The sequence below is a fragment of the Candidatus Soleaferrea massiliensis AP7 genome (assembly GCF_000820765.1).
Classification (GTDB): Bacteria; Bacillota; Clostridia; order Oscillospirales; family Ruminococcaceae; genus Soleaferrea; species Soleaferrea massiliensis.
In genome coordinates this window covers 69,511-89,216 of the sequence record NZ_CCYH01000004.1, presented here as the reverse complement: position 1 = coordinate 89,216, position 19,706 = coordinate 69,511, and the positions used below count along the sequence as shown (strand labels likewise).

At 56.2% G+C, this 19,706-nt stretch carries 16 protein-coding genes; 12 read left to right on the top strand and 4 right to left on the bottom strand.

Going from position 1 to position 19,706, the window contains the following annotated elements:
* Positions 1-75 precede the first annotated feature (75 nt).
* Both BN348_RS00695 and BN348_RS00685 read right to left on the bottom strand, forming a co-directional pair.
* Positions 76-3,840 carry a glycoside hydrolase family 97 N-terminal domain-containing protein gene (locus BN348_RS00695; RefSeq protein WP_082020709.1) on the bottom strand — a complete coding sequence of 1,255 codons (3,765 nt, stop codon included), beginning with the start codon at positions 3,838-3,840 and terminating at the stop codon, positions 76-78.
* A gap of 993 nt (positions 3,841-4,833) precedes the next feature.
* Entirely contained in the window at positions 4,834-5,736 is a 903-nt protein-coding gene (locus BN348_RS00685; RefSeq protein WP_040195553.1) for a glycyl-radical enzyme activating protein, read from the bottom strand.
* 312 nt (positions 5,737-6,048) lie between these two features.
* Here BN348_RS00685 and BN348_RS00680 point away from each other — a divergent pair, with 312 nt between their 5' ends.
* The 11 genes from BN348_RS00680 to BN348_RS00625 all read left to right on the top strand — a co-directional run bounded on the left by BN348_RS00680 (position 6,049) and on the right by BN348_RS00625 (position 18,318).
* Positions 6,049-6,828 carry a DeoR/GlpR family DNA-binding transcription regulator gene (locus BN348_RS00680; RefSeq protein ID WP_040195551.1) on the top strand — a complete coding sequence of 260 codons (780 nt, stop codon included), beginning with the start codon at positions 6,049-6,051 and terminating at the stop codon, positions 6,826-6,828.
* An 8-nt stretch (positions 6,829-6,836) separates the two neighbouring features.
* Positions 6,837-7,790: an ROK family protein gene (locus BN348_RS00675; protein WP_040195550.1), complete on the top strand. Its 954-nt coding sequence runs from the start codon at positions 6,837-6,839 to the stop codon at positions 7,788-7,790.
* A gap of 477 nt (positions 7,791-8,267) precedes the next feature.
* On the top strand, positions 8,268-10,676 hold the full coding sequence (locus BN348_RS00670) for a glycyl radical protein (RefSeq protein ID WP_040195549.1): 2,409 nt from the start codon (positions 8,268-8,270) through the stop codon (positions 10,674-10,676).
* 110 nt (positions 10,677-10,786) lie between these two features.
* Positions 10,787-11,473 (top strand): fructose-6-phosphate aldolase, encoded by a 687-nt coding sequence (locus BN348_RS00665; RefSeq protein ID WP_040195548.1) that lies wholly within the window; start codon positions 10,787-10,789, stop codon positions 11,471-11,473.
* 339 nt (positions 11,474-11,812) lie between these two features.
* Positions 11,813-12,943, top strand: coding sequence for a helix-turn-helix transcriptional regulator (locus tag BN348_RS12790; RefSeq protein WP_052446587.1), 1,131 nt, complete (start codon positions 11,813-11,815; stop codon positions 12,941-12,943).
* 40 nt (positions 12,944-12,983) lie between these two features.
* On the top strand, positions 12,984-13,259 hold the full coding sequence (locus BN348_RS00650; protein ID WP_040195547.1) for a DUF3795 domain-containing protein: 276 nt from the start codon (positions 12,984-12,986) through the stop codon (positions 13,257-13,259).
* Position 13,260: 1 nt separating this feature from the next.
* Positions 13,261-13,590 (top strand): TfoX/Sxy family protein, encoded by a 330-nt coding sequence (locus tag BN348_RS00645; RefSeq protein ID WP_040195546.1) that lies wholly within the window; start codon positions 13,261-13,263, stop codon positions 13,588-13,590.
* Between the two features lie 593 nt (positions 13,591-14,183).
* Positions 14,184-14,540: a hypothetical protein gene (locus BN348_RS00640; RefSeq protein ID WP_040195545.1), complete on the top strand. Its 357-nt coding sequence runs from the start codon at positions 14,184-14,186 to the stop codon at positions 14,538-14,540.
* 124 nt (positions 14,541-14,664) lie between these two features.
* Positions 14,665-16,890, top strand: a complete 2,226-nt coding sequence (recD2, locus tag BN348_RS00635; RefSeq protein WP_040195610.1) for an SF1B family DNA helicase RecD2 — start codon at positions 14,665-14,667, stop codon at positions 16,888-16,890.
* Entirely contained in the window at positions 16,868-17,524 is a 657-nt protein-coding gene (locus BN348_RS12785; RefSeq protein WP_052446586.1) for a ComF family protein, read from the top strand. Before recD2 ends, BN348_RS12785 begins: the two co-directional genes overlap by 23 nt.
* Positions 17,525-17,781: 257 nt before the next feature.
* Positions 17,782-18,318 carry a QueT transporter family protein gene (locus BN348_RS00625; protein WP_040195544.1) on the top strand — a complete coding sequence of 179 codons (537 nt, stop codon included), beginning with the start codon at positions 17,782-17,784 and terminating at the stop codon, positions 18,316-18,318.
* 139 nt (positions 18,319-18,457) lie between these two features.
* On the opposite strand, the gene BN348_RS00620 is transcribed toward BN348_RS00625, so the two are convergent.
* On the bottom strand, positions 18,458-18,688 hold the full coding sequence (locus tag BN348_RS00620; RefSeq protein WP_040195542.1) for a helix-turn-helix domain-containing protein: 231 nt from the start codon (positions 18,686-18,688) through the stop codon (positions 18,458-18,460).
* 93 nt (positions 18,689-18,781) lie between these two features.
* On the opposite strand from BN348_RS00620, the gene BN348_RS00615 reads away from it, so the two are divergent.
* A complete protein-coding gene (locus BN348_RS00615) occupies positions 18,782-19,018 on the top strand; it encodes a hypothetical protein (protein ID WP_040195541.1) in 237 nt (78 codons plus the stop codon).
* Positions 19,019-19,241: 223 nt separating this feature from the next.
* On the opposite strand, the gene dut is transcribed toward BN348_RS00615, so the two are convergent.
* Positions 19,242-19,688: a dUTP diphosphatase gene (gene dut / locus BN348_RS00610; RefSeq protein WP_040195540.1), complete on the bottom strand. Its 447-nt coding sequence runs from the start codon at positions 19,686-19,688 to the stop codon at positions 19,242-19,244.
* Between the last annotated feature and the right edge of the window lie 18 nt (positions 19,689-19,706).

The window sequence follows — 19,706 nt, the reverse complement described above, 5'->3', positions numbered from 1 at the left end:
CAGCGGCGAAAAAAGGGAGAATGGCTGCGCCACTCTCCCTTTTCCGTTGTTCATTGCTGTGCATGCTCAGACGTTTCAGACCGTTCCTTTTAATATGTCGAGCTTCAGGAGAACCAGGTCAAAGATGTTGAGCACACCGTCGCGGTTGACATCCGCCGCTTTGTGCTGGCGGTCGGTGCCGCTTGCGCGCAGGATCATCTGCTTGATCTGCAGAAGGTCCGCCACGCCGACGCTGCCGCTGTCGTCCACATCGCCGCGTCGGATGGCGGGAGCGGAATCGACCGAAACAAGGCGCGTGTCGCACCAGTTCGCATGGTCGGCGCTGATGTCGCCGTTTCCATCGGTGACCACCAGCTTCAGCTCCCTGACGCCGGTGATGTCCAGGCTGATGAACTTCGCCGGGGTCTGATATCCCATCATGCCGCTGTCATACAGCAGTACGCCGTCGCCCCAGACTTCAAAGGTCACGGATGGACGGATATCGGTGCTTGCCTTGACCGCGTTGACGCCGATATAGCTCTCGAAGGTCGTGTAGTCAAGCCCCTCCAGGTCATAGACTGCCTCGGCGTTCGCGTGCATGCCGATGCCCTTGCTGAACTGCCGGATTTCATTGTTGATATTCAGCGCCAGCGGGCCTTCATAGGAATAATCCCGGCGCACGCCGTTCTTGTCGCCATACAGTTCCTGCACGTCGCTGCGCGCGCTGACCCAGTCGAGATCGCTGAGATAATCGGTGCGTGACGCGCGGAAGCGCAGCGTATAGGTATAGGTGCTGCCCGCTTTGTTCTGGACCGTGACGACCGCGTCGCCCGGAACCGCCCAGGCCTGTTCGATCGAAAGGTTCACATACTCGTTTTCCTTATCGGCGCTGACGACCGGAACCGCCGCCGAAGCATCGGTGACCGGGATGGTATATACCTCCTTGTCCAGCGCGAATCCCATCAGCGGCACGCCGTCGATGCGGATACCGGAGATGGTCGCCATATCCTCTTCGAATTGGGCAATCATCGCGGCCAGCGGCGCAATGGCTGCCGCCTCATCCTCTTTGACGCCGCCGTTTTCGATGAAATCGTATACCTTCAGAATCTCTTCATTCAGTGCGTCCTGCATCTCCTGCGGCAGGAGCGGGCGCAGGTATTCCGCGCGGGCAATCATGCCGACCGACTCGCTGAGCGGGGACGCTTTGACGTTGAATTCGGCGATGACGCCGTAGTCATTGACGGTACGGGTCGCAACCACCTTGACATAGCGTGCGGCGGTAGGCTGGATGGATACCGAACGCGCGCCGGTCGCCTCCGGCCAAGTCACGGTCCCTGCCAGTGTGAAGGCTTCGCCGTCCATACTGGTGTAGATTTCGGCATCCAGGAAGATACCGTTGTGATGACCGCCCTCCGGACGGTTGATCAGTGAAACCTCGGTCACCACCTGCTCGCTTCCCAAATCCACAATCACCCAATGCGGCGGCTTCTCCTTGACCGTCTCCGCCGAGCCTTCCCATTTATAGTAGGAATGCCAGATGCTGTTTTCGCTGCCGTCCAGCATATTCGACGCAGGTCCCTCCGCGCCCGGGGAGGATGTGGACACAACGCGCATCTCGGACTGAGAAATCCAATCCGACAGGATGTTCGCGCTCCTCAGGGCATCGATCTTCTCTGAAAGCGCTGCCGACGCTTCGTTGACCTGTTCTTTGGTCGCGCCCAGATCCTCATAGACCGCCTGCGCTTCTTCAATGGCGGCGGTAAGCTCCCGTTTGCTGCGGGTTGTATAAGCGCCTCCCAGTCTGGACTTCGCAAGATCGATGGTCTGCTGCAGCGTCAGCTTCATGAAGTCCGGGATGCTTGCAATCTCCTCGTCGCTTGCCGGATAAAAATGAATGGCCAGTCCGCCGGAAAGCGGCATATGCTGGCTGTAGACCGTCTCGCTGTCCACAATGTATTTGGAAAGCAGCACCTCGCGGGAGGTTTCGATGGCATCTTCCGGGCTTGCATAGAACTCCGCGACATACTTGCCCTCCCCGAGGAAATCGAATGCAAGGCTCAAATCCCGTTCATCGGAATTGATGCTGCCCAAGAACCATTCGTCGCCCGCGCGGCGCGCAAGGGTCGCATATCTGCCGAATTCGCCTTCGATCGGCAGAACTTCATCGTAGCTGCCGGGCATATCGCGCCAGAACTTGAGCTGCGCGTTGCGCTTCTCGTTGGTCGTATCCGGATTCGCCCCCTCCCAGAACAGCGCCTGTCCGCCGGAGTAGAAGAACAGCGGCAGCGCGACGTTGAAGGCGGTGGATTTTCTGCCGGGATTTGTAAAATAGGTGTGGTCGGCGTTGTTCGCAACCGACCGGGTAAACAGGCTCTTGAGGTCGTCCGACGCGGTGACGTTTCCCTCGTCGCCCAGAATGCCCTCCAGAGAAAGCAGGTTCGGATAGGTCCTTTCAAAGCCGGTTGAGACGTCCTCGTCATGCGCGACCACCGCAATGTGATGCTTCGCCGCAATCTCGACGGCATCCTTGAACCAGTTGGTCCAGTACTGGCTTCCATAGTTGATGAAGCCGAATTTGACGCCCGCGATGCCCCAGTTTTCATAGGTGGTGAACAGCGTCTCAAGATCGTAGTCCTCCAGCGCGATGTGGTTGACATAAAAGATCATCTTGACGCCCTTCTCCCTGGCGTAGGCCATGATGTCCTCCATCTCGAAGTCGACGTAAACCTTCGACGGCGGCTCATGGCTTGAATACAGGTAGTTTTCACCTGGCTTGACCTTGTTCGGGTCGCTGGTGCGGTCGTCCTCGGTGCCGTACCATCCCGAATCGATCAGCACATACTGGTCGTTCTGGAACACCGCGAAGTCGATCGCCTTCTTGATGCCCGCAGCCGTCATATCGTAGCACATCTGGGTCTTGCCGGCTGTAATCCAGGAGGTGTCCTCCATTTTGCACGGATCGTTCAGGTTGTAGATCAGGCTGTTGTTCTCCAAAAGCCCGATCTGGCTGTCGCTGATGATCAGCAGCCGCCAGGGCGTGTAGTAGTCGGTGCGCGCGTTTACATAGTCGCCGGTCGGCGGATCATAGGACGGCGCCGGCCAGGAGGTGTTTTTCGCCCACTTGATGTTGGTTACCAGCTTGCCGGGCTGTCCGGAAACCGCCGAAAGCTGGATGCGCGCATAGTCGTAGAGGCTCGCCTCATGCAGCGTCGCGGCCGTGCCATTTTCATAGAGGAAGGTCATCGGCGTGCGCATGTTGGTGCTGGAGAACTGCGAGACATCCTTTTCGACCGGGATGCCCTGGCTCCATCCGTCATGGATCAGCGCCTTTGTGCCGGCCGGAAGCTGGAAGGTGGATTTTTCATTCATGATCTTAAAGGCGGACAGCGCGTCTTGTTCCGGGAAATAATAGCGGAACGCGACGCCGGTGTCATAGGCGCGCAGGATCACGTTGACCCTGCGTTTAAGGCCGTCCTTCTCCGCCAGGCAGTAGGTGGTTTCGTTGTAGTGGTTGTAAAGTGTCTCTTCAAAGCCCCAAACCGGCGTCTCCTGCTCGTTGACCGCATCGGTTCTGGTCTCAAGCAGTTCAAACCCCTCGGTCAGCAGGCCGCCGTTCCCGGCATCCAGCTCGAAGCCGAGGGTGGAATCCTCCATCAGCGTGCTGCCGTCCCGCTGCACCCGATAGGTCGGCGCACCGGCATCGTCCAGATAAAACACAATGCTGTTGCGGCCGTTTGGGGAAACGGTTCCTTCTCCGGATGTTTCCTGTGCCGACGCCATATACGGACCGAAGCTGAAGCTTGTCAGTGCGATGACGCTTGCCAGAAGGCCGGCTGTAACGGATATTTTCTTCAATATCATAACCCTCTTTCTCTTTTTGTCTGTTTGTTGCTCTCTGTGCGGTCGGGTCTTTCATCCTCCTTTCCGGTAGATTGCCGCGGTTGGATGGTCAGCGGCGGAACGCCGGAGCTTGAAGAAGCTGCCGTCCATCCCTGCGGTCGCCCGCTCTCTTTATAGATATAAGTATAGGGCCTATATCCACACAAATCAATTGACAGAACCTCCAAACAACAGAAAGGAACTTTGTTTATATAAAACAAAGTTCCTTGGTTTGTCCGATATAGGCGTGTGTTCAATCGTTGTTTGCCGGGATTCAGCGGGATGGGCGGCGGGTGTGCCGCTTAGGCACAGTGCATCCTTTCCTCCGGCAAGGCGGCAGCCGTTTTGCTGCGGCGCGGCAGTCTTGCTGTGTTTGCCAGGATGTCTTGGCATTGTGGCAGTTACTTCTTTGCCGGCCAAAGAAGTAACCAAGAAAGGCCGTTCAAGGGGCCAGCTGCGCTGGTGTACGCGCTACGCGACACTGAAATAAAAAAAGAGCCTATGACAAACACACCACAACAACGCAGCAAAAAAAGCGGCGTAGCCGATTGCCCCACCGCAGGTGGTGGCTCCCTTGAAAATCCCCTCTGATATCCTATTATCTGCTTCGGCCGCCTGCGGGCGGCGTTTGGGTTTGGGCAGGGTGGTTGGGCATGGCTAGCAGCGGACGCTTTCCTGGCTACGGGTTTCTCTCACAGTACCCCAATACTTCGGCTGGTACGTGCGATGTCGGTGATCCCATAAATAATCAGTTTTCTCGGGCAGCTGCTGCGTTTAATTACGGCAATATGCTGCTATCTTTTGGTTACCAACACACCAGGCATATTTATAACGCGGTCCCGGCTGTGCCACTTCAAGATGCTGCGTTTCTGATTACAGACACGGATTACAAATGTCTTTGAAATAACAGCACAGCAACCCTCTCAGGGCGAAATGGTTGATACTGTCCTGTTCCGGCAAGGCCGGTTCTCCGTCTCAGATGGTACAATCGAAACCCCTGTTTAAAAAAAACCGCTGGTACTCCTTCAGATCCTCCGGATGCAGCTGCGGCACACCCGCATAGGCGTATTCGAGACCCAGCAATTCATATTTCTTTTGGCCGAACTGATGGAACGGCAGCAGGTTTACCCTCTTGATGCCGATATCCGTCAGCAGATCGCAGAATCCGTGTGCGTCTGTAAGGCCGTCATTGAAGCCGGGGATCACCGGGATGCGCACGATGATCTCTTTTCCCATTGCCGATGCCAGCGTCATGTTCGCGATGATCTGCGCGTTGCCGATGCCGGTGCCTTCCCGGTGCTTTTTATCGTCATGATGCTTCATATCGAAGAGCAGCAGATCCGTATACTCAATCAGCCGCAGGAAGTCCTCCTTTTCTCCATAACCGGTCGTCTCACACGCTGTATGGATGCCCCGCTCCTGCAGGCTCCGCAAAAGCTGCGCGGCAAATGAAACCTGCGAGAGCACTTCGCCGCCCGACAGTGTGACGCCGCCGCCGGATTCCTCATAAAAGGGTTCATCCTGCATGGCGGTGTGCAGCACCTCTTCCAGCGTATAGAGTCTTCCTTCCCTGGTGAGGGCGCCGGCTTCACAGATGTCAGCGCATGCTCCGCAGCCGATGCAGCGCGCCCGGTCGATCAGCACGCGGCCGTTTTCAAATGAAACCGCCCGCTGTGAACAGGCCTGCTCACAGCGCCTGCAGCCGACGCAGGCATTCCTGTCCCACAGAAGCTGCACATTACCGCGCTGGCTCTCCGGGTTGGAACACCACTTACAGCGCAGCGGACAGCCCTTAAAGAACACCACGGTCCGGATGCCCGGTCCGTCATGGATGCTGAATTTCTGAATATTAAAGATGCATGCGCGCGGTGCTTTCATGAAATCATCCTCATTTCATCGGTTTTTCGTTTTTTACCCTGTGTCAAAACAGATTTTATGTAAAATTCTTTGGCTTCATTGTACCACATGGCCGACTTGATGTAAAGAACAAAATTTCATTCGTAAGCATATATTATTATTAACGAATTCAATTTCTTCTTTATCCGCAAAAAAATCGCTTGACATTTCTTGCGGATGGTGTATAATGAAATTGCAAAAGAAAATATATCCTGATTCATATGAAACTTTCGGATTGCAACTTCGGCAGCTTTGTGTTATCCTTTAAATAATGATACAAGGGAGATGAACGCTATGATAGGGAGACATACAAAACTGCTCGACATTGTCAATCAAAAGAACCGCGTCGAGGTGGTAAAGCTTGCAGAACTGCTGGGCGTGTCACAAGTCACCGTCCGCAAGGATCTGGATACGTTGGAGAAGAAAGGGCTGCTGCGCCGCGAGCACGGCCATGCGGTCAAGGTCTCCAGCGACGACATCGGCAACCGGCTGGCGTTCCAGTATGAACTAAAGCAGCGCATCGCCCGCATGGCCGCCGAGCTGGTCGGGAGCGGTGAGACGGTCATGATCGAATCCGGCTCCTGCTGCGCGCTGCTGGCCGCCGAGCTGGCGTTTAACCGCCGGGATGTGACGATCGTCACGAACTCCGCGTTTATCGCATCCTACATCCGGCAGGCGCCGTTCGTCCGCGTGGTGCTGCTGGGCGGCGAATACCAGCCGCAGTCGCAGGTGCTGGTCGGACCGATCACCAGTCTCTGCGCATCGGAATTCTATGTGGATAAACTCTTTATCGGCACGGACGGCTTTTCAAGCTCGGCCGGCTTTACGGGCAACGACTACCAGCGTGCCGCCACGGTGCGTACCATGGCAAAATACGCCGACAATGTCGTGGTGCTGACCGAATCGACCAAGTTCGAGCGCCGCGGCGTCGCCAAGCAGTTCGATGCTTCGGAGGTGGATTTCCTGTTCACCGACGACCAGATCCCCGCGTCCATCAAGGCGGGACTCATCCAAAACGGCATTCATGTGCAGACGGTGCCGGTCAGCGCCGGCGAACCGAATCAGAAAGGATAGGGCGTAAGATGAAACGTTATTATTTTGGAATCGATGTGGGCGGTACCAAGATCGCCTACGGCCTGTTTAATGAAAAGAATGAGATCATCGACCGGCACCGGGTCCCTTCGGATAAATCGCTCCCGGGACCGCTGTTCTTCGACAGCATCGCATCGGACATCGGCATGATGCTGCAGCGCAATTCCCTGACGGCCGCGGACCTTTCCGGCATCGGCATCGGGATGCCCTCATACATACTGTTTGACGAAGGAAAAATCCTGATGACCACCAACCTGACCAGGATCAAGGATTTCGCCGCGCGGGATTATCTGGCCGGGAAGCTCGGCGTGAGGGTGGTCATCGACAACGATTCCCACACCGGCGCGATTGCCGAGCACCGTTTCGGCGCGGGCCGCGGGTTCAAGCACATGATCTACTGCCCGGTCAGCACCGGCACCTCGGCCGGTATCATCATCAACGACCATATCTTCCGCGGCAGCTACGGCTTTTCGGGCGAGGCCGGACATATGCTGATCACGCCGGATGAGGGCGTGCTCTGCGGCTGCGAAAACAAGGGCTGCTTCATGTCCCACACCTCTGGCTCGATGATTGTGCGGCACATCCGTCAGCGGATCATCGCCGGCGATCAGACCATTATGGTCGAGCTTGCGGGCGCGCCGGAAAAGATCACCGCCAAGCACATCGAGGACGCAGCCAAGATGGGCGACGCGCTTGCATGCTGGGCCATCGATCACATGGCAAAATACCTGGCGGTCTGGGTTTACAACATGTACAGCCTGCTGAACATCAACTGCTTTGTCTTCGGAGGCGGGCTTACCAAGTTCGGCGGCATGCTGTTCGATCCGATTCGCAGCTATTTCGATTCCTACAATCACAATGACATGCCGGTCTACTTTAAATTCGCCGAGCTTGGCGACGACTTCGGCATCATCGGCGCGGCACAGCTGTTATTTGAGGACTAAACAGAGCAGTTGCATATCCCATAGCGTGAACACTCCGGCTGAAATGCAAATGCTGCGTTTGAAGAATATAGAACCCTTCCGCACAGCTGTTCCCTGTAAGATGGGAAACAGAAAGCAGCGGTTCCTGTCTTAACCAAAACAGGCTGCTGTTATAGGAAATATCGGTTCCTGTCACCGCAACGATCTGTTGGGGTTATCGGTAAGCTTTCCAGATGAATCCGATCACATTTCCAAGTATGCAAGTTTACTGAACGCCCCATTCGAGCTCTGGTTATAACTGACGGGTGCGGGCTGTCAAGAGCAGATCGGAACCGATCCGGCAAACCGCATCAGATTTTAAAGGTTCCATATTTTGATACTGCTTCAACACAGGGGGATCTCTCCCTTTAAAACAATATGCTATCAATAAGAAAAATTGGTTTCTTTTTGCATACTTTTTCTTTTTCCAAAGAAAAAGTATGAGAGAGGGGATTTTGTATGAGTTATTTTGGTGAACTGACATCCAGGATGCACGATTTCAGGGAGGAACTGCTGAACGCGAAGCCGATGGTCTGCGCACAGCGCGCGATCCTCGCGACCGAATCCTATCAAAAGCATCAGGCCGACCCGATGGTTCTGCGCCGTGCCTATACGGTAAAAAATATCCTGGAGCATATGGATATCTACATCGAACCGCAGACCCTGATTGCCGGCAACCAGGCTTCCTCCAACCGCAGCGCGCCGATCTTCCCGGAATACGCGATGGACTGGGTCATCGACGAGCTCGATCAGTTCGAGAAGCGCGACGGCGACCGGTTCTACATCACAGAGGAGACCAAGCAGCAGCTTCGGGATATCGCGCCGTACTGGGAGAACAACACCCTGAAGGAGCGCGGCCTCGCCGCCATGCCGGCCGAAAGCAAGCTGTTCTACGATCTTGGCATCATCAAGGCCGAGGGAAACATCACCTCAGGCGACGCACATGTCGCGGTCAACTATGAGAAGGTTCTGCAATACGGCCTGAAGGGATACCGCGACCGGACGGTGGAACATCTGAACGCGCTGGACCTGACCGATTACAAGAACCTCAAGAAATCCTACTTCTACCGCGCGATTCTGATCGTGCTGGACGCCGTCGTCGACTTTGCCGGACGCTATGCGGCTTTGGCCGACGAGATGGCATCCGCAGAGCAGGATGAAAGCCGCCGCCTGGAGCTTGCCGAGATGGCGCGCATCCTGTGCAAGGTGCCGTATCATCCGGCGGAAAGCTTCCAGGAAGCGCTGCAGTCGATCTGGATCATCCATCTGTGCCTGCAGATCGAATCGAACGGACATTCGCTGTCCTACGGCAGGCTGGACCAGTATGTCCATCCCTATTTCCAGAAGGATCTGGACGCCGGCAGGATCGACGAGGACTTCGCGGTGGAGCTGCTGACCAATTTCTGGCTCAAAACCTACACGATCAACAAAATCCGCTCCTGGTCGCACACCAAGTTCAGCGCGGGCAGCCCGCTTTACCAGAACGTCACGGTCGGCGGACAAACGCCGGATAAAAAGGACGCTGTCAACCGCCTGTCCTATCTGATCCTGCGAAGCGTCGCGCAGACCCGGCTTCCGCAGCCCAATCTGACCGTCCGCTACCACAAGGGGCTGAGCGACGACTTCATGAAGGAGTGCGTCGAGGTCATCCGGCTTGGCTTCGGTATGCCGGCCTTCAACAACGATGAGATCATCATCCCGTCCTTCATCGAAAAGGGCGTCAAGGAAGAGGATGCCTACAACTACAGCGCCATCGGCTGTGTCGAATGCGCGGTCCCGGGCAAATGGGGCTACCGCTGTACCGGCATGAGCTTCCTGAACTTCCCGAAATCCCTGATGATCGCGCTCAACGACGGTGTGGACATCGATTCCGGTAAGCGCATCTGCGAGGGGGTCGGTCATTTCAGGGAGATGACCTCCTTCGATGAGGTCATGGCGGCCTGGGATAAGATCATCCGCGAATTTACCCGCCACAGCGTCGTCATCGACTCCTGCGCCGACATGGTGCTTGAGGAGGACGCGGCGGATATCCTGTGCTCTGCGCTGATCGACGACTGCATCGACCGCGGCCTGACGCTCAAGGAGGGCGGCGCGGTGTACGATTTCATCAGCGGCCTGCAGGTGGGCATCGCGAATCTCGGCGATTCGCTGGCCGCCATCAAGGAGTGCGTCTTCGACAAGCAGCTGATGACCGCATCCGAGCTGTGGGACGCGCTGCTCGACAACTTCGAAAGCCCTGAGAACCAGCGCATCCAGAAGCTTTTGATCGACAAGGCGCCAAAATACGGAAATGACGACGATGAGATTGACTTATTGCTCAAAAAAGCGTATCATTCTTATATCGATGAAATCTCGAAATACAAAAACACCCGCTTCGGACGCGGACCGGTCGGCGGCGTATACTATGCCGGAACCTCTTCGATTTCGGCGAATGTCCCGCAGGGCGCCGGCACCACGGCGACGCCGGACGGCCGCAAGGCCGGCACGCCGCTGGCCGAGGGCTGCAGCCCGTCCCATGCGATGGACAAAAACGGCCCGACCGCCGTCTTCAAATCGGTTTCGAAGCTCGAAACCTCCAAGATCACCGGCGGCGTACTGCTGAACCAGAAGGTCACGCCGCAGGTGCTGATGAAGGAAGAGGACCGCATGAAGCTGATCTTCCTGGTGCGGACCTTCTTCAATCGCCTGCACGGCTTCCACGTCCAGTACAACGTCGTTTCCCGCGACACACTGCTTGACGCGCAGAAGCATCCTGAGAAGCACCGCGACCTGATCGTCCGGGTCGCCGGATACAGCGCCTTCTTCAACGTCCTGTCCAAACAGACGCAGGATGACATCATCGAGCGCACCGAGCATGAGCTTGCGTAGCCGGACATTTCGTTCACCGGCGGGCCGGTATGGCGGGGTATTCCTCCGAAGGAATGCCCCGCGCCCCCGCTTTCATAAACCATTCTAACATGTGAAAAGGAGCTACTGCCATGGAATTTTTGTTTGACACCGCCAATCTGGAGGACATCCGCCGTTACGGCGAGATCTATCCGATCACCGGCGTGACCAGCAACCCGAGCATCATCAAAGCGGAAGGCAGGATCGATTTCTTCGCGCATTTCCGCAAAATCCGCGCACTCATCGGTTCGGAAAGGTCCTTACATATCCAGGTCGTCTCGTCCGACGCCGAAAGCATGCTGAAGGAAGCGGATGCGATTCTCGCGGGCGTGGACAACGATGTGTACATCAAGGTCCCGGTCACCGAGGACGGGCTTAAGGTCATGCGGGTTTTAAAGGAGCGCGGCGTCAACATCACGGCAACCGCCATCTATACAAAGATTCAGGCGATCCTGGCCATACAGGCGGGCGCGGATTATCTCGCGCCGTATTTCAACCGCATGGAGAATATGAGCATCGACCCGCGCGCTGTGATTGCCGAAATCGCGGATTTGATCCGGATGTACGGCTACGACAGCAAAATTCTGGCCGCAAGCTTCAAAAACATCGGCCAGGTGACCGATGCGTTCAGCTGCGGCGCGCAGAGCGCCACAGTTTCCCCCGACATCCTGCACGCCGCGCTGCAGATGCCCGCGATTGCGCAGGCCGTGGACAATTTCCACAAGGATTGGGAAACCACCTTCGGCGAAGGCGCGCGCATCACGGACTTCACCGCCTAGCAAGATCATTTCTACACTTACAATATACAGTTGTTGACGGCGGGCAGCTTAGCTGTCCGCCGTCAATGTCCTCGGCGCATGCGATATTGTCTCTTGGAAGCTTCCCTGTGAATGGCGGAACGGTTCCAAATTTGCGCATCAAACCGCAGGCATGGCGCGGATGGTTTTTCCAATGAATCCGATGATTCTACGCATCATTTCAAGCAGTTGTCCGGGAAACAGACTGAAAAGGGGACCGCGCCGCATACCGGTCGGGTATTGGCCGTGCATATGCCGCGGAGTTTCTGTATCATAGAAGCACGGCTGCGTAACATGGTTCAAGCAAAGGGGGAGAGAAAGATGTCCGAGATAAGCATGTCCTGTTTTCACCATGATGAAAGCCGGCTTTTCTTTCTGCCGCATCCCGCGCTGCGTTCCTGCATCGCACACTATACGCTCAGCCTGGCGGCATACGGGAACGACGCGCCCGACACCCTCTCCTTAATCCCGGACGCAAGCGGCTGCCTGATCTTCACGCCGTATCCCGGCCGGCTGGAAAGCGTCTTCTGGGGCCCCACGACCAAAATCGTCGTGGTGGACAACGGACCGGACGAGCCGCCTGTCCGGATTTTTGTGGAATTCCTTCCCGGCGGCGCACACAGGCTTCTGGGATTTCCGCTTGCGGAGCTCTGCGACCGGCAGGTGGATTTATGGGAGCTGGATGCCGCGCTGGCCGCCCGCAGCGAGCAGATCTTTTCTGACAGCGGGATGCATTCGTTTCCGGACGCATCCGTTTTGCCGTTTGATCGCCTGACGCCTGCCCTGTTCACCGACGCGGAAGCAGCCTTGCACGCAAAGCATCCTGCCGATGCCGCTTATGCGCATGATCCTTCGGCCGCATCGGCCGATTGGGATCCGGACATCCCCTCTGTCTGTGCGGCAAGGCGGTCCGGCAGCTGCGAGCCGCCCTTCCGGACCGCCGGCATGACGCAGTGGCTCGCTGATCTGATGCGGCGAACTGCCGATCTTACGCAGCAGACCGCTGATTTGACGCGGCGGTTTGACGGTCTGACGCCGTGGAATACGGCTCTGTCACGATGGATTGCCGGTCTGGACCAGCTGCTTCTGTCCCGCTTTCAAGAGGAAGCCACCGTTTCCATGCAGGCGCTGCTTTCCCATCTTCACCGGAACGCGAACCGGATCTGCGTTCAGGACCTGTCCGCTTACACCTGCTACAGCCAGCGGCAGCTTTCGCGGATCTTCTCTTCCCGGCTCGGCATCGGCGTCAAAAACTATCTGCGCCTGCTGAAAATCAATCTGGCCGCGCAGAAGCTGCCGCAGTACCGGGGAAATTTGGCCGCGCTGGCGCAGGAGCTCGGTTACTTCGACCAGCCGCATTTTATACACGACTTCAAAGCGGTCTGCGGCGTCACCCCGACCATATATCTCTCCCGCCTGTCCGATTTTTACAATGAAACCTATAAATTTTAAGGTATTCTATAGAAGAAAATCGAAACAGGAGGGAATACTGATGATAGAATCGAAATGCGGCATCCTGTGTGCCGCATGCGCCTACCGGGAGCAGATGAACTGCAAGGGCTGCGTAAGGATCGAACAGCCGTTTTGGGGCGCCTGTCCCATCAAGGCCTGCTGTGAACAGAAAGAACATGAACACTGCGGGCTGTGCGCGGATTTTCCGTGCAAGCTGCTGCTGCAGTTTGCCTTCGACAAGGAACAGGGCGACAACGGAGCACGCATCCGGCAGTGCGCGGCATGGCTGCGCGAAGATCTCAAAGGAGGAAACTGATTTGGCCAGCAGTATGGAATTTGTGGAATACGCCGCCGAACAGCTCAGCGGCGCGGGAGAAATCACCTGCCGCAAAATGTTTGGTGAATACGGGCTTTACTGCAATGGAAAGTTCTTCGGCCTGATCTGTGACAATCAGCTGTTTGTCAAGATCACCGAGGCGGGAAGAAGCATCCTTCCCGGCCTGCGTGAAGCATCCCCCTATGAGGGGGCGAAGCCGCACTTTTTGATCGAACAGCTTGAAGGCCGCGAGCGGCTCGCACAGTTCGTGATACAGACCTGTGCTGAGCTTCCGATGCCGAAGCCCCGCAAAAAGAAAAAAGAACAGTGATATGGAACGAATCCGGAATGGACAGTGCGGCCAGACGGCATGCGTCTATGACAAAGCAAAAGGAGCGGCCGCAATGAGCTCCTCAGAAAAAAGCTGCACAAAAACGCCCTTGAAATTGACTGTAAAAGGTCATTTCAAAGGCGTTTTCTTGTCTCCGCAAACGGTTTCTTTGTGTAGTTTGCTGTCATAAACTCATTTCGCAGCAGTCTCTTTTGCCGTCTACTTATGCTTTAGAACAGAAAATGATCCATCTGAACAGCATGCGCCGCAGATTCTTTTACGCCGGAAGCGCTGTTTACAATCGGAACTTATGCAGGTACAGCCCCGCCTGGAATCCATATGTGCGCCGTACCCGATATAAATTCCTCCACAGATGTGCCTGGGTCTTTCTTTCTCCCGTCTGCCTATCCCGTCTTGGTGCCGACCGGTTTGTTCGATGCAAATCCGGGGTTTTGTCCCGTTTTCACGGCGCTTTTCCCGGGAAACCCTGATATTCCTGAAAACCGGATGATTTTATATGGAAATCCTGTGCTTTTGAAAGATTCCGCACCTTTTCCATCCTTTCACATATACTGTGGTATGAGGTGATAACGGTGTTTGAATGGTTATTATATGTCATCATTCTTTTCTTCGCACTTTACGGAATTGTACAGTTCATTCAGATGATCAAAACCACGGTGCTGCGTCCGCGCAAAATCTACAACAGTGTGTATATCCTGCCGCTTAAAGGCCACATCGGCGAAATCGAAAACATTGTGCGTTTCACCCGCAACGAGATCATCAGCTCGAAAGAGGAACACACCATGCTCGTCATACTGGACCTGGGTCTGGACCCGGAATGCAGCACGATCTGCAAAAATCTCTGCCAGGATTTAAGCGGCGTCTGCATCTGCAAAAAGGATGAACTCGATCTGGTGCTGGAACAGAATATCAATTTGCAAACCGTATGAAAATGTATTATACTAAAGAATACAATACGCGAAAGGGGGCCCGGACCATAAGGCCCCCTTCCCGCTGTGCCGGAAATGGACAAGGCATTGGCGGGGAAGTGAAGGATAGGTGTGTTTTTTGGCGATGAAACAGGAGATAGAGACAATCACCGGCGTGGTCGAAGCGATCATCTTCCGCAACGACGACACCGGCTTTACGGTGCTCGAGCTGAGCTTCAGCGGCGAGCTGATCACGGTGGTTGGCGAGCTGATCGATGTGGACGAGGGGGAGGAGCTCGAGCTGTTCGGCACCTTTACGTCGCATCCGACCTATGGGCAGCAGTTCAAGGTGTCCGCCTATGAACGGCGGCTACCGGCGAGCGCTTCCGCCATCTTCAAATATCTGTCCGGCGGCGCGCTCAAGGGCGTCGGCCCGGCAACCGCGAGGAAGCTGGTGGACTTCTTCGGCGACGCGACGCTCGAGGTCATCGAGAAGCGTCCCGAAGAGCTCACGAAGGTCAAGGGCATCACGCAGAAGAAGGCGGACGCGATCGCCGCGGAATTCACCAAAATCTTCGGCGTGCGCACGGTCATGATGTATCTGTCCCAGTTTGGGCTTTCCCCCGCCATGAGCGTCCAGGTGTTCAAGAAATGGGGGGCGCTGTCCAAAGAGGTCATCGAGCTGAATCCCTACGAGCTGTGCTGCGAAGAGGTCGGGCTCCCGTTTTTGGAAGCGGATGAGATCGCCCTGAAGCTCGACTTTGAAGCCAACGATCAGCACCGCGTCCGCAATGGGCTGATCCACGTGCTGCGGCACAACCTCGGCAACGGGCACACCTGCCTGCCGCGCGGCGTGCTGCTGGACATGTGTGTGAACCTGCTGGAAATCGGCCGGGACGACATCGAGCGGGTGCTGGACGACCAGCTTGCCGACGAGAGCCTGTTTGAGCTTCCGGCCGGCAAAAAGAAATTCATCTATCTGCCGCACCTGCTGCGCGCCGAACAGTACATCGCGTCGCGCATCAAACTGATGGAGCATTTCGACCATCCGATGCAGGGCGTCGACCGCAAAATAGCGGAACTTGAGACGCACAGCGACATGCAGTATGCCCAGCTGCAGAAGGAGGCCATCAAGAAGGCTCTCGTCAATCCGGTCTTCATCCTGACCGGCGGTCCCGGCACCGGCAAGACCACCACGCTCAACGCGATGATCGAGCTGCTGGAAAACGACAAGCGCAAGGTGGCTTTGGCGGCTCCGACCGGCCGCGCCGCAAAGCGGATGTCCGAGCTGACCGGGCGCGACGCCAAAACGCTGCACCGCCTTCTGGAGGTGGATTTCAAGCAGGAGGGCCTTGGCAAGTTCCTGCGCAACGAGAAAAACCCGCTTCCGTTCGACGTCATCATTGTGGACGAGCTTTCGATGGTGGACACGCTGCTGTTCGAATCGCTGCTGCGCGCGATGAAGATGTCCTGCCAGCTCATCCTGGTCGGCGACAGCGACCAGCTTCCGTCGGTCGGCGCGGGAAACATCCTCAAGGACCTGATCGATTCCGGCGCGCTGCCGGTCGTCCAGCTCAAGGAAGTCTTCCGGCAGGCGGCCAAAAGCCTGATCGTCACCAACGCCCACCGCATCGTACAGGGGCAGCTTCCCGACCTCTCAGTGCGGGACAACGACTTCTTCTTTATGAAAAGCACAAGCTACGGATACAGCGCGCAGACCGTTGTGGACCTGTGCCGGCGCCGTCTTCCCGAACGCTACGGCTTCTCGCCGCTCTGGGACATTCAGGTGCTCTGCCCGAGCCGCATCGGCGCGCTGGGAACCGGCGAGCTCAACGGCCAGCTCCAGGAGGCCTTAAACCCCAAAACGCCGGAGAAGCGGCAGGTCAAGCGGATGGGCAGTACCTTCCGCGAGGGGGACAAGGTCATGCAGATCCGCAACAACTATGACATCGTCTGGCACAAGGAGGATGGGGAATACGGCACCGGCGTGTTCAACGGGGACATCGGCGTCATCGAGCTGATCGACCGCCCGAGCGCCAGCATGCTGATCCGCTACGACGACCGGACGGCCGAATACAGCTTCGATATGCTCGGCGAAATCGAGCTTGCCTATGCCATCACGGTGCACAAAAGCCAGGGAAGCGAATTCGACGCGGTGATCATCCCGCTGATGTGGCACAAAAGCCGGCTGCATTTCCGCAACCTGCTCTACACGGCGGTCACCCGCGCCAAGAAGATGCTGATCATCCTGGGGGACGCGTCCACCGTGCAGGCCTTTGTTGAGAACGACCGCAAAACCCTGCGGTACACCAACCTGAAAACGCTGATCAGGATGGAGGAATCCGGCCATGAGACAGAATCCGGCGTCTAAGCTGCTTGCCGTCTTTTTCCCTCCGCGCTGTGTGTTCTGCCGCGCCATCATCCCATCCGGCGAATCGGTCTGCGGCTGGTGTCAAAAGAAAACCGTGGAACCGCCGCCCCATTTCCCCATGAAGGACTGCTTCGCGCTGTACGCCTATCAAAAACCGGTCAGTGATGCGCTCAAGTCCTTCAAAACCCGGGAACAGCCGGCAATGGCCCGGGCTTTCGGCGGTATGATGGCCGCGCGCTTATCCCGCACATCCGCCACCGGGCCCTTTGATCTGGCTACAGAAGTCCCGATGACCCTGCGCGACCAGCGCAGGCGCGGCTTCAACCAGTCGCAGCTGCTTGCGAAATCCGTAGCACGCGCGCTCCACATCCGGCACGGATGCGTCCTGCACAAGCTTCGGCAGACCGCGCCGCAGCACACATTGGGCCGGTTTGAACGTATGCGCAACGTCGCCGGCGCTTTTGCGGTCCGAAAGCCGGAACAGGTGCGCGGCAAACGCATCCTGCTCATCGACGACATTGTAACGACCGGCTCCACCCTGCGCGCCTGCCGGAAAGCACTGCTCGAAGCCGGGGCAGAATTGGTTGTCTGCATGACGGCAGCCGCATCGCTGCCCGAACGGTACGACCCCTGATCTGGTCCGACGGGCTGGAAGATGAGGGATGCTGCTTTTATTGTAAATGGGTTGACTGTTTGAATGGCGTCATCCGAAACAATCATACGGCCTGCCCGGAATTTCGACGGAGTTTATCTTATAACGCCGCTTATTTTCTTTCTTTGTGTGCTGTACATCCGGGACAAATTGTGCTATAATATGACCCGTTCCGATTTTTTGGAACAGTCAGTCGCAAGTTCCTGACTATAAAACACACTACGAAAGGAAAACTGAATATGAAGAGAAATCAGAAACTGGCAAACATTGTGGTGGCCGCTGTGATCGCCGCGCTGTACGCCACGCTGACGCTGGTGCTGGCCCCGATGGCCTTCGGCCCGCTCCAGATGCGCGTTTCGGAGGCGTTCACGCTGCTTCCAGTGCTGTCGATGTCGGCGGTGTGGGGCGTTACGGTCGGCTGTATGATCTCCAACAGCTTCGGCGTGCTGCTCGGCACGAACATCTTAGGGCCGGTCGACATCCTTGCCGGCAGTCTCGCGACGCTGGCGGCGGCGCTGATGACCCGGCAGCTTCGAAAGGTGCGTGTGAAGGGCATCCCGATTTTAGCGCCCCTTCCGCCGATCCTTGTGAACGCCGTCATCATCGGCACGGAACTGACCATCGCGCTTTCCCCCGACTTCAACCTCGGCATTTTCGCTGTCAACATGCTGCAGGTCGGGCTGGGACAGCTTGTACCGTGCTATGTACTGGGTCTCATCCTGCTTTATGTGCTGGAAAAGACCGGGTTGGACCATCGCTTGTTTGGTGTAAAATAACAGTATCATAAATAAGAGGAGCTGCATCCCCGCTGAAGGGATGCAGCTCCTCTTATACTTTCCCCCGCTGCCTGAACGCAGCCGCGAAGTTTCAATATATACTGATTTATCCCAACAAGCCTGACCAGATTTATCCGCCTTATTTACGCTTCGAACGCTCAGGGGGCCTGGGGTCATCGGTCAGACCAAGAATGTAGTCGACGCTGGTGCGGTGGATCTTCGCCAATGCAATCAGAATATCGGGCGACGGCGTGCTGACGCCATTTTCATAGCTGCTATAGGTCTGCTGGCTGACATACAACAGGTTTGCTATCTGCCGTTGGGTTCGGTCGCTGTCTTCCCTGAGCTGTCGGATTCTCTCATAGGCCACTAGTAATCACCTCAGGATTATTATAGCATGAAAAAGCAGGCTGTGAGCTGTTTGGCAGGATTTCTGGCATTACATAATCATGGAGGGATCAACATGGATTTATACAAAGAATTGTTTATGGATATTTTGAGAGAGTGCGAAGTTCAGATGACCTTTACCAATCTTGATACGGACAGGCTCTGCAATATGACCGAGAGCAAATGCTATACGCTTTTATTGTTTGTCAAAGACACCATCCGCAAAACCAATTTATCGGACACTGAGCGCATCGAAAAGATCACACGGCGGTTCCAGTCTGAAGGTATCGGCATGGGCTTTAAACTGAAATAACCCGTAAAAAAGAGCACCCGGATTCATTGGGTGCTCCTGCTGTTGAAAATAACCGCCGATGTTCTGTCTTGCGTTCCATCTGCCGTTCGGCTTCATGGATGTCGCTTCTTTGTTTCAGAAAATGTTATCCTGAAAGCTTCCTGATGCCATGCATTTCCAATCATCCCGCAGGCAATCGATCTTTTTCAACATTCTCCGGAGGATCATGTTGAAAACTCGAAATTTATCTGCCGGTGGAGCCAAACCCGCCTTCACTTCGCCGGGTTTCATCGAGCGTCTCCGCTTCCATCAGTTCAACCGGGGCAAGCGGCATGACCAGCAGCTGCGCAATCCGCTCGGACGGCTGGATGGTATACGGCTCCTTCGACAGATTGATCAGCGCGACAAGCAGCTCGCCGCGGTAATCGCTGTCGATGACCCCGACGCAGTTTGGCAGCGTGATGCCGTGCTTTACCGAAAGCCCGCTGCGCGCATAGATCATCGCGACCAGATCGTCGCCGGGAAGCTGGATGGCAAGTCCCGTTGAGATTTTGCGGATCTCTCCCGGCTGAATCGTCACCGGTTCATCGATGGCGGCGGACAAATCATATCCCGCGCTGCCGGATGTCGCTTTCACCGGCAGTACCGCTTTGCCGGTCAGTTTGCGGATCAGAACAGTTCGTTTTGGCATATGGATTCCCTCTCTATA

Bases quoted from the DNA above. Each gene is read 5' to 3' on its own strand.
- BN348_RS00695 (WP_082020709.1), bottom strand. From the start codon at position 3,840: ATGATATTGAAGAAAATATCCGTTACAGCCGGCCTTCTGGCAAGCGTC.
- BN348_RS00685 (WP_040195553.1), bottom strand. From the start codon at position 5,736: ATGAAAGCACCGCGCGCATGCATCTTTAATATTCAGAAATTCAGCATC.
- BN348_RS00680 (WP_040195551.1), top strand. From the start codon at position 6,049: ATGATAGGGAGACATACAAAACTGCTCGACATTGTCAATCAAAAGAAC.
- BN348_RS00675 (WP_040195550.1), top strand. From the start codon at position 6,837: ATGAAACGTTATTATTTTGGAATCGATGTGGGCGGTACCAAGATCGCC.
- BN348_RS00670 (WP_040195549.1), top strand. From the start codon at position 8,268: ATGAGTTATTTTGGTGAACTGACATCCAGGATGCACGATTTCAGGGAG.
- BN348_RS00665 (WP_040195548.1), top strand. From the start codon at position 10,787: ATGGAATTTTTGTTTGACACCGCCAATCTGGAGGACATCCGCCGTTAC.
- BN348_RS12790 (WP_052446587.1), top strand. From the start codon at position 11,813: ATGTCCGAGATAAGCATGTCCTGTTTTCACCATGATGAAAGCCGGCTT.
- BN348_RS00650 (WP_040195547.1), top strand. From the start codon at position 12,984: ATGATAGAATCGAAATGCGGCATCCTGTGTGCCGCATGCGCCTACCGG.
- recD2 (WP_040195610.1), top strand. From the start codon at position 14,665: ATGAAACAGGAGATAGAGACAATCACCGGCGTGGTCGAAGCGATCATC.
- BN348_RS12785 (WP_052446586.1), top strand. From the start codon at position 16,868: ATGAGACAGAATCCGGCGTCTAAGCTGCTTGCCGTCTTTTTCCCTCCG.
- BN348_RS00625 (WP_040195544.1), top strand. From the start codon at position 17,782: ATGAAGAGAAATCAGAAACTGGCAAACATTGTGGTGGCCGCTGTGATC.
- BN348_RS00615 (WP_040195541.1), top strand. From the start codon at position 18,782: ATGGATTTATACAAAGAATTGTTTATGGATATTTTGAGAGAGTGCGAA.
- dut (WP_040195540.1), bottom strand. From the start codon at position 19,688: ATGCCAAAACGAACTGTTCTGATCCGCAAACTGACCGGCAAAGCGGTA.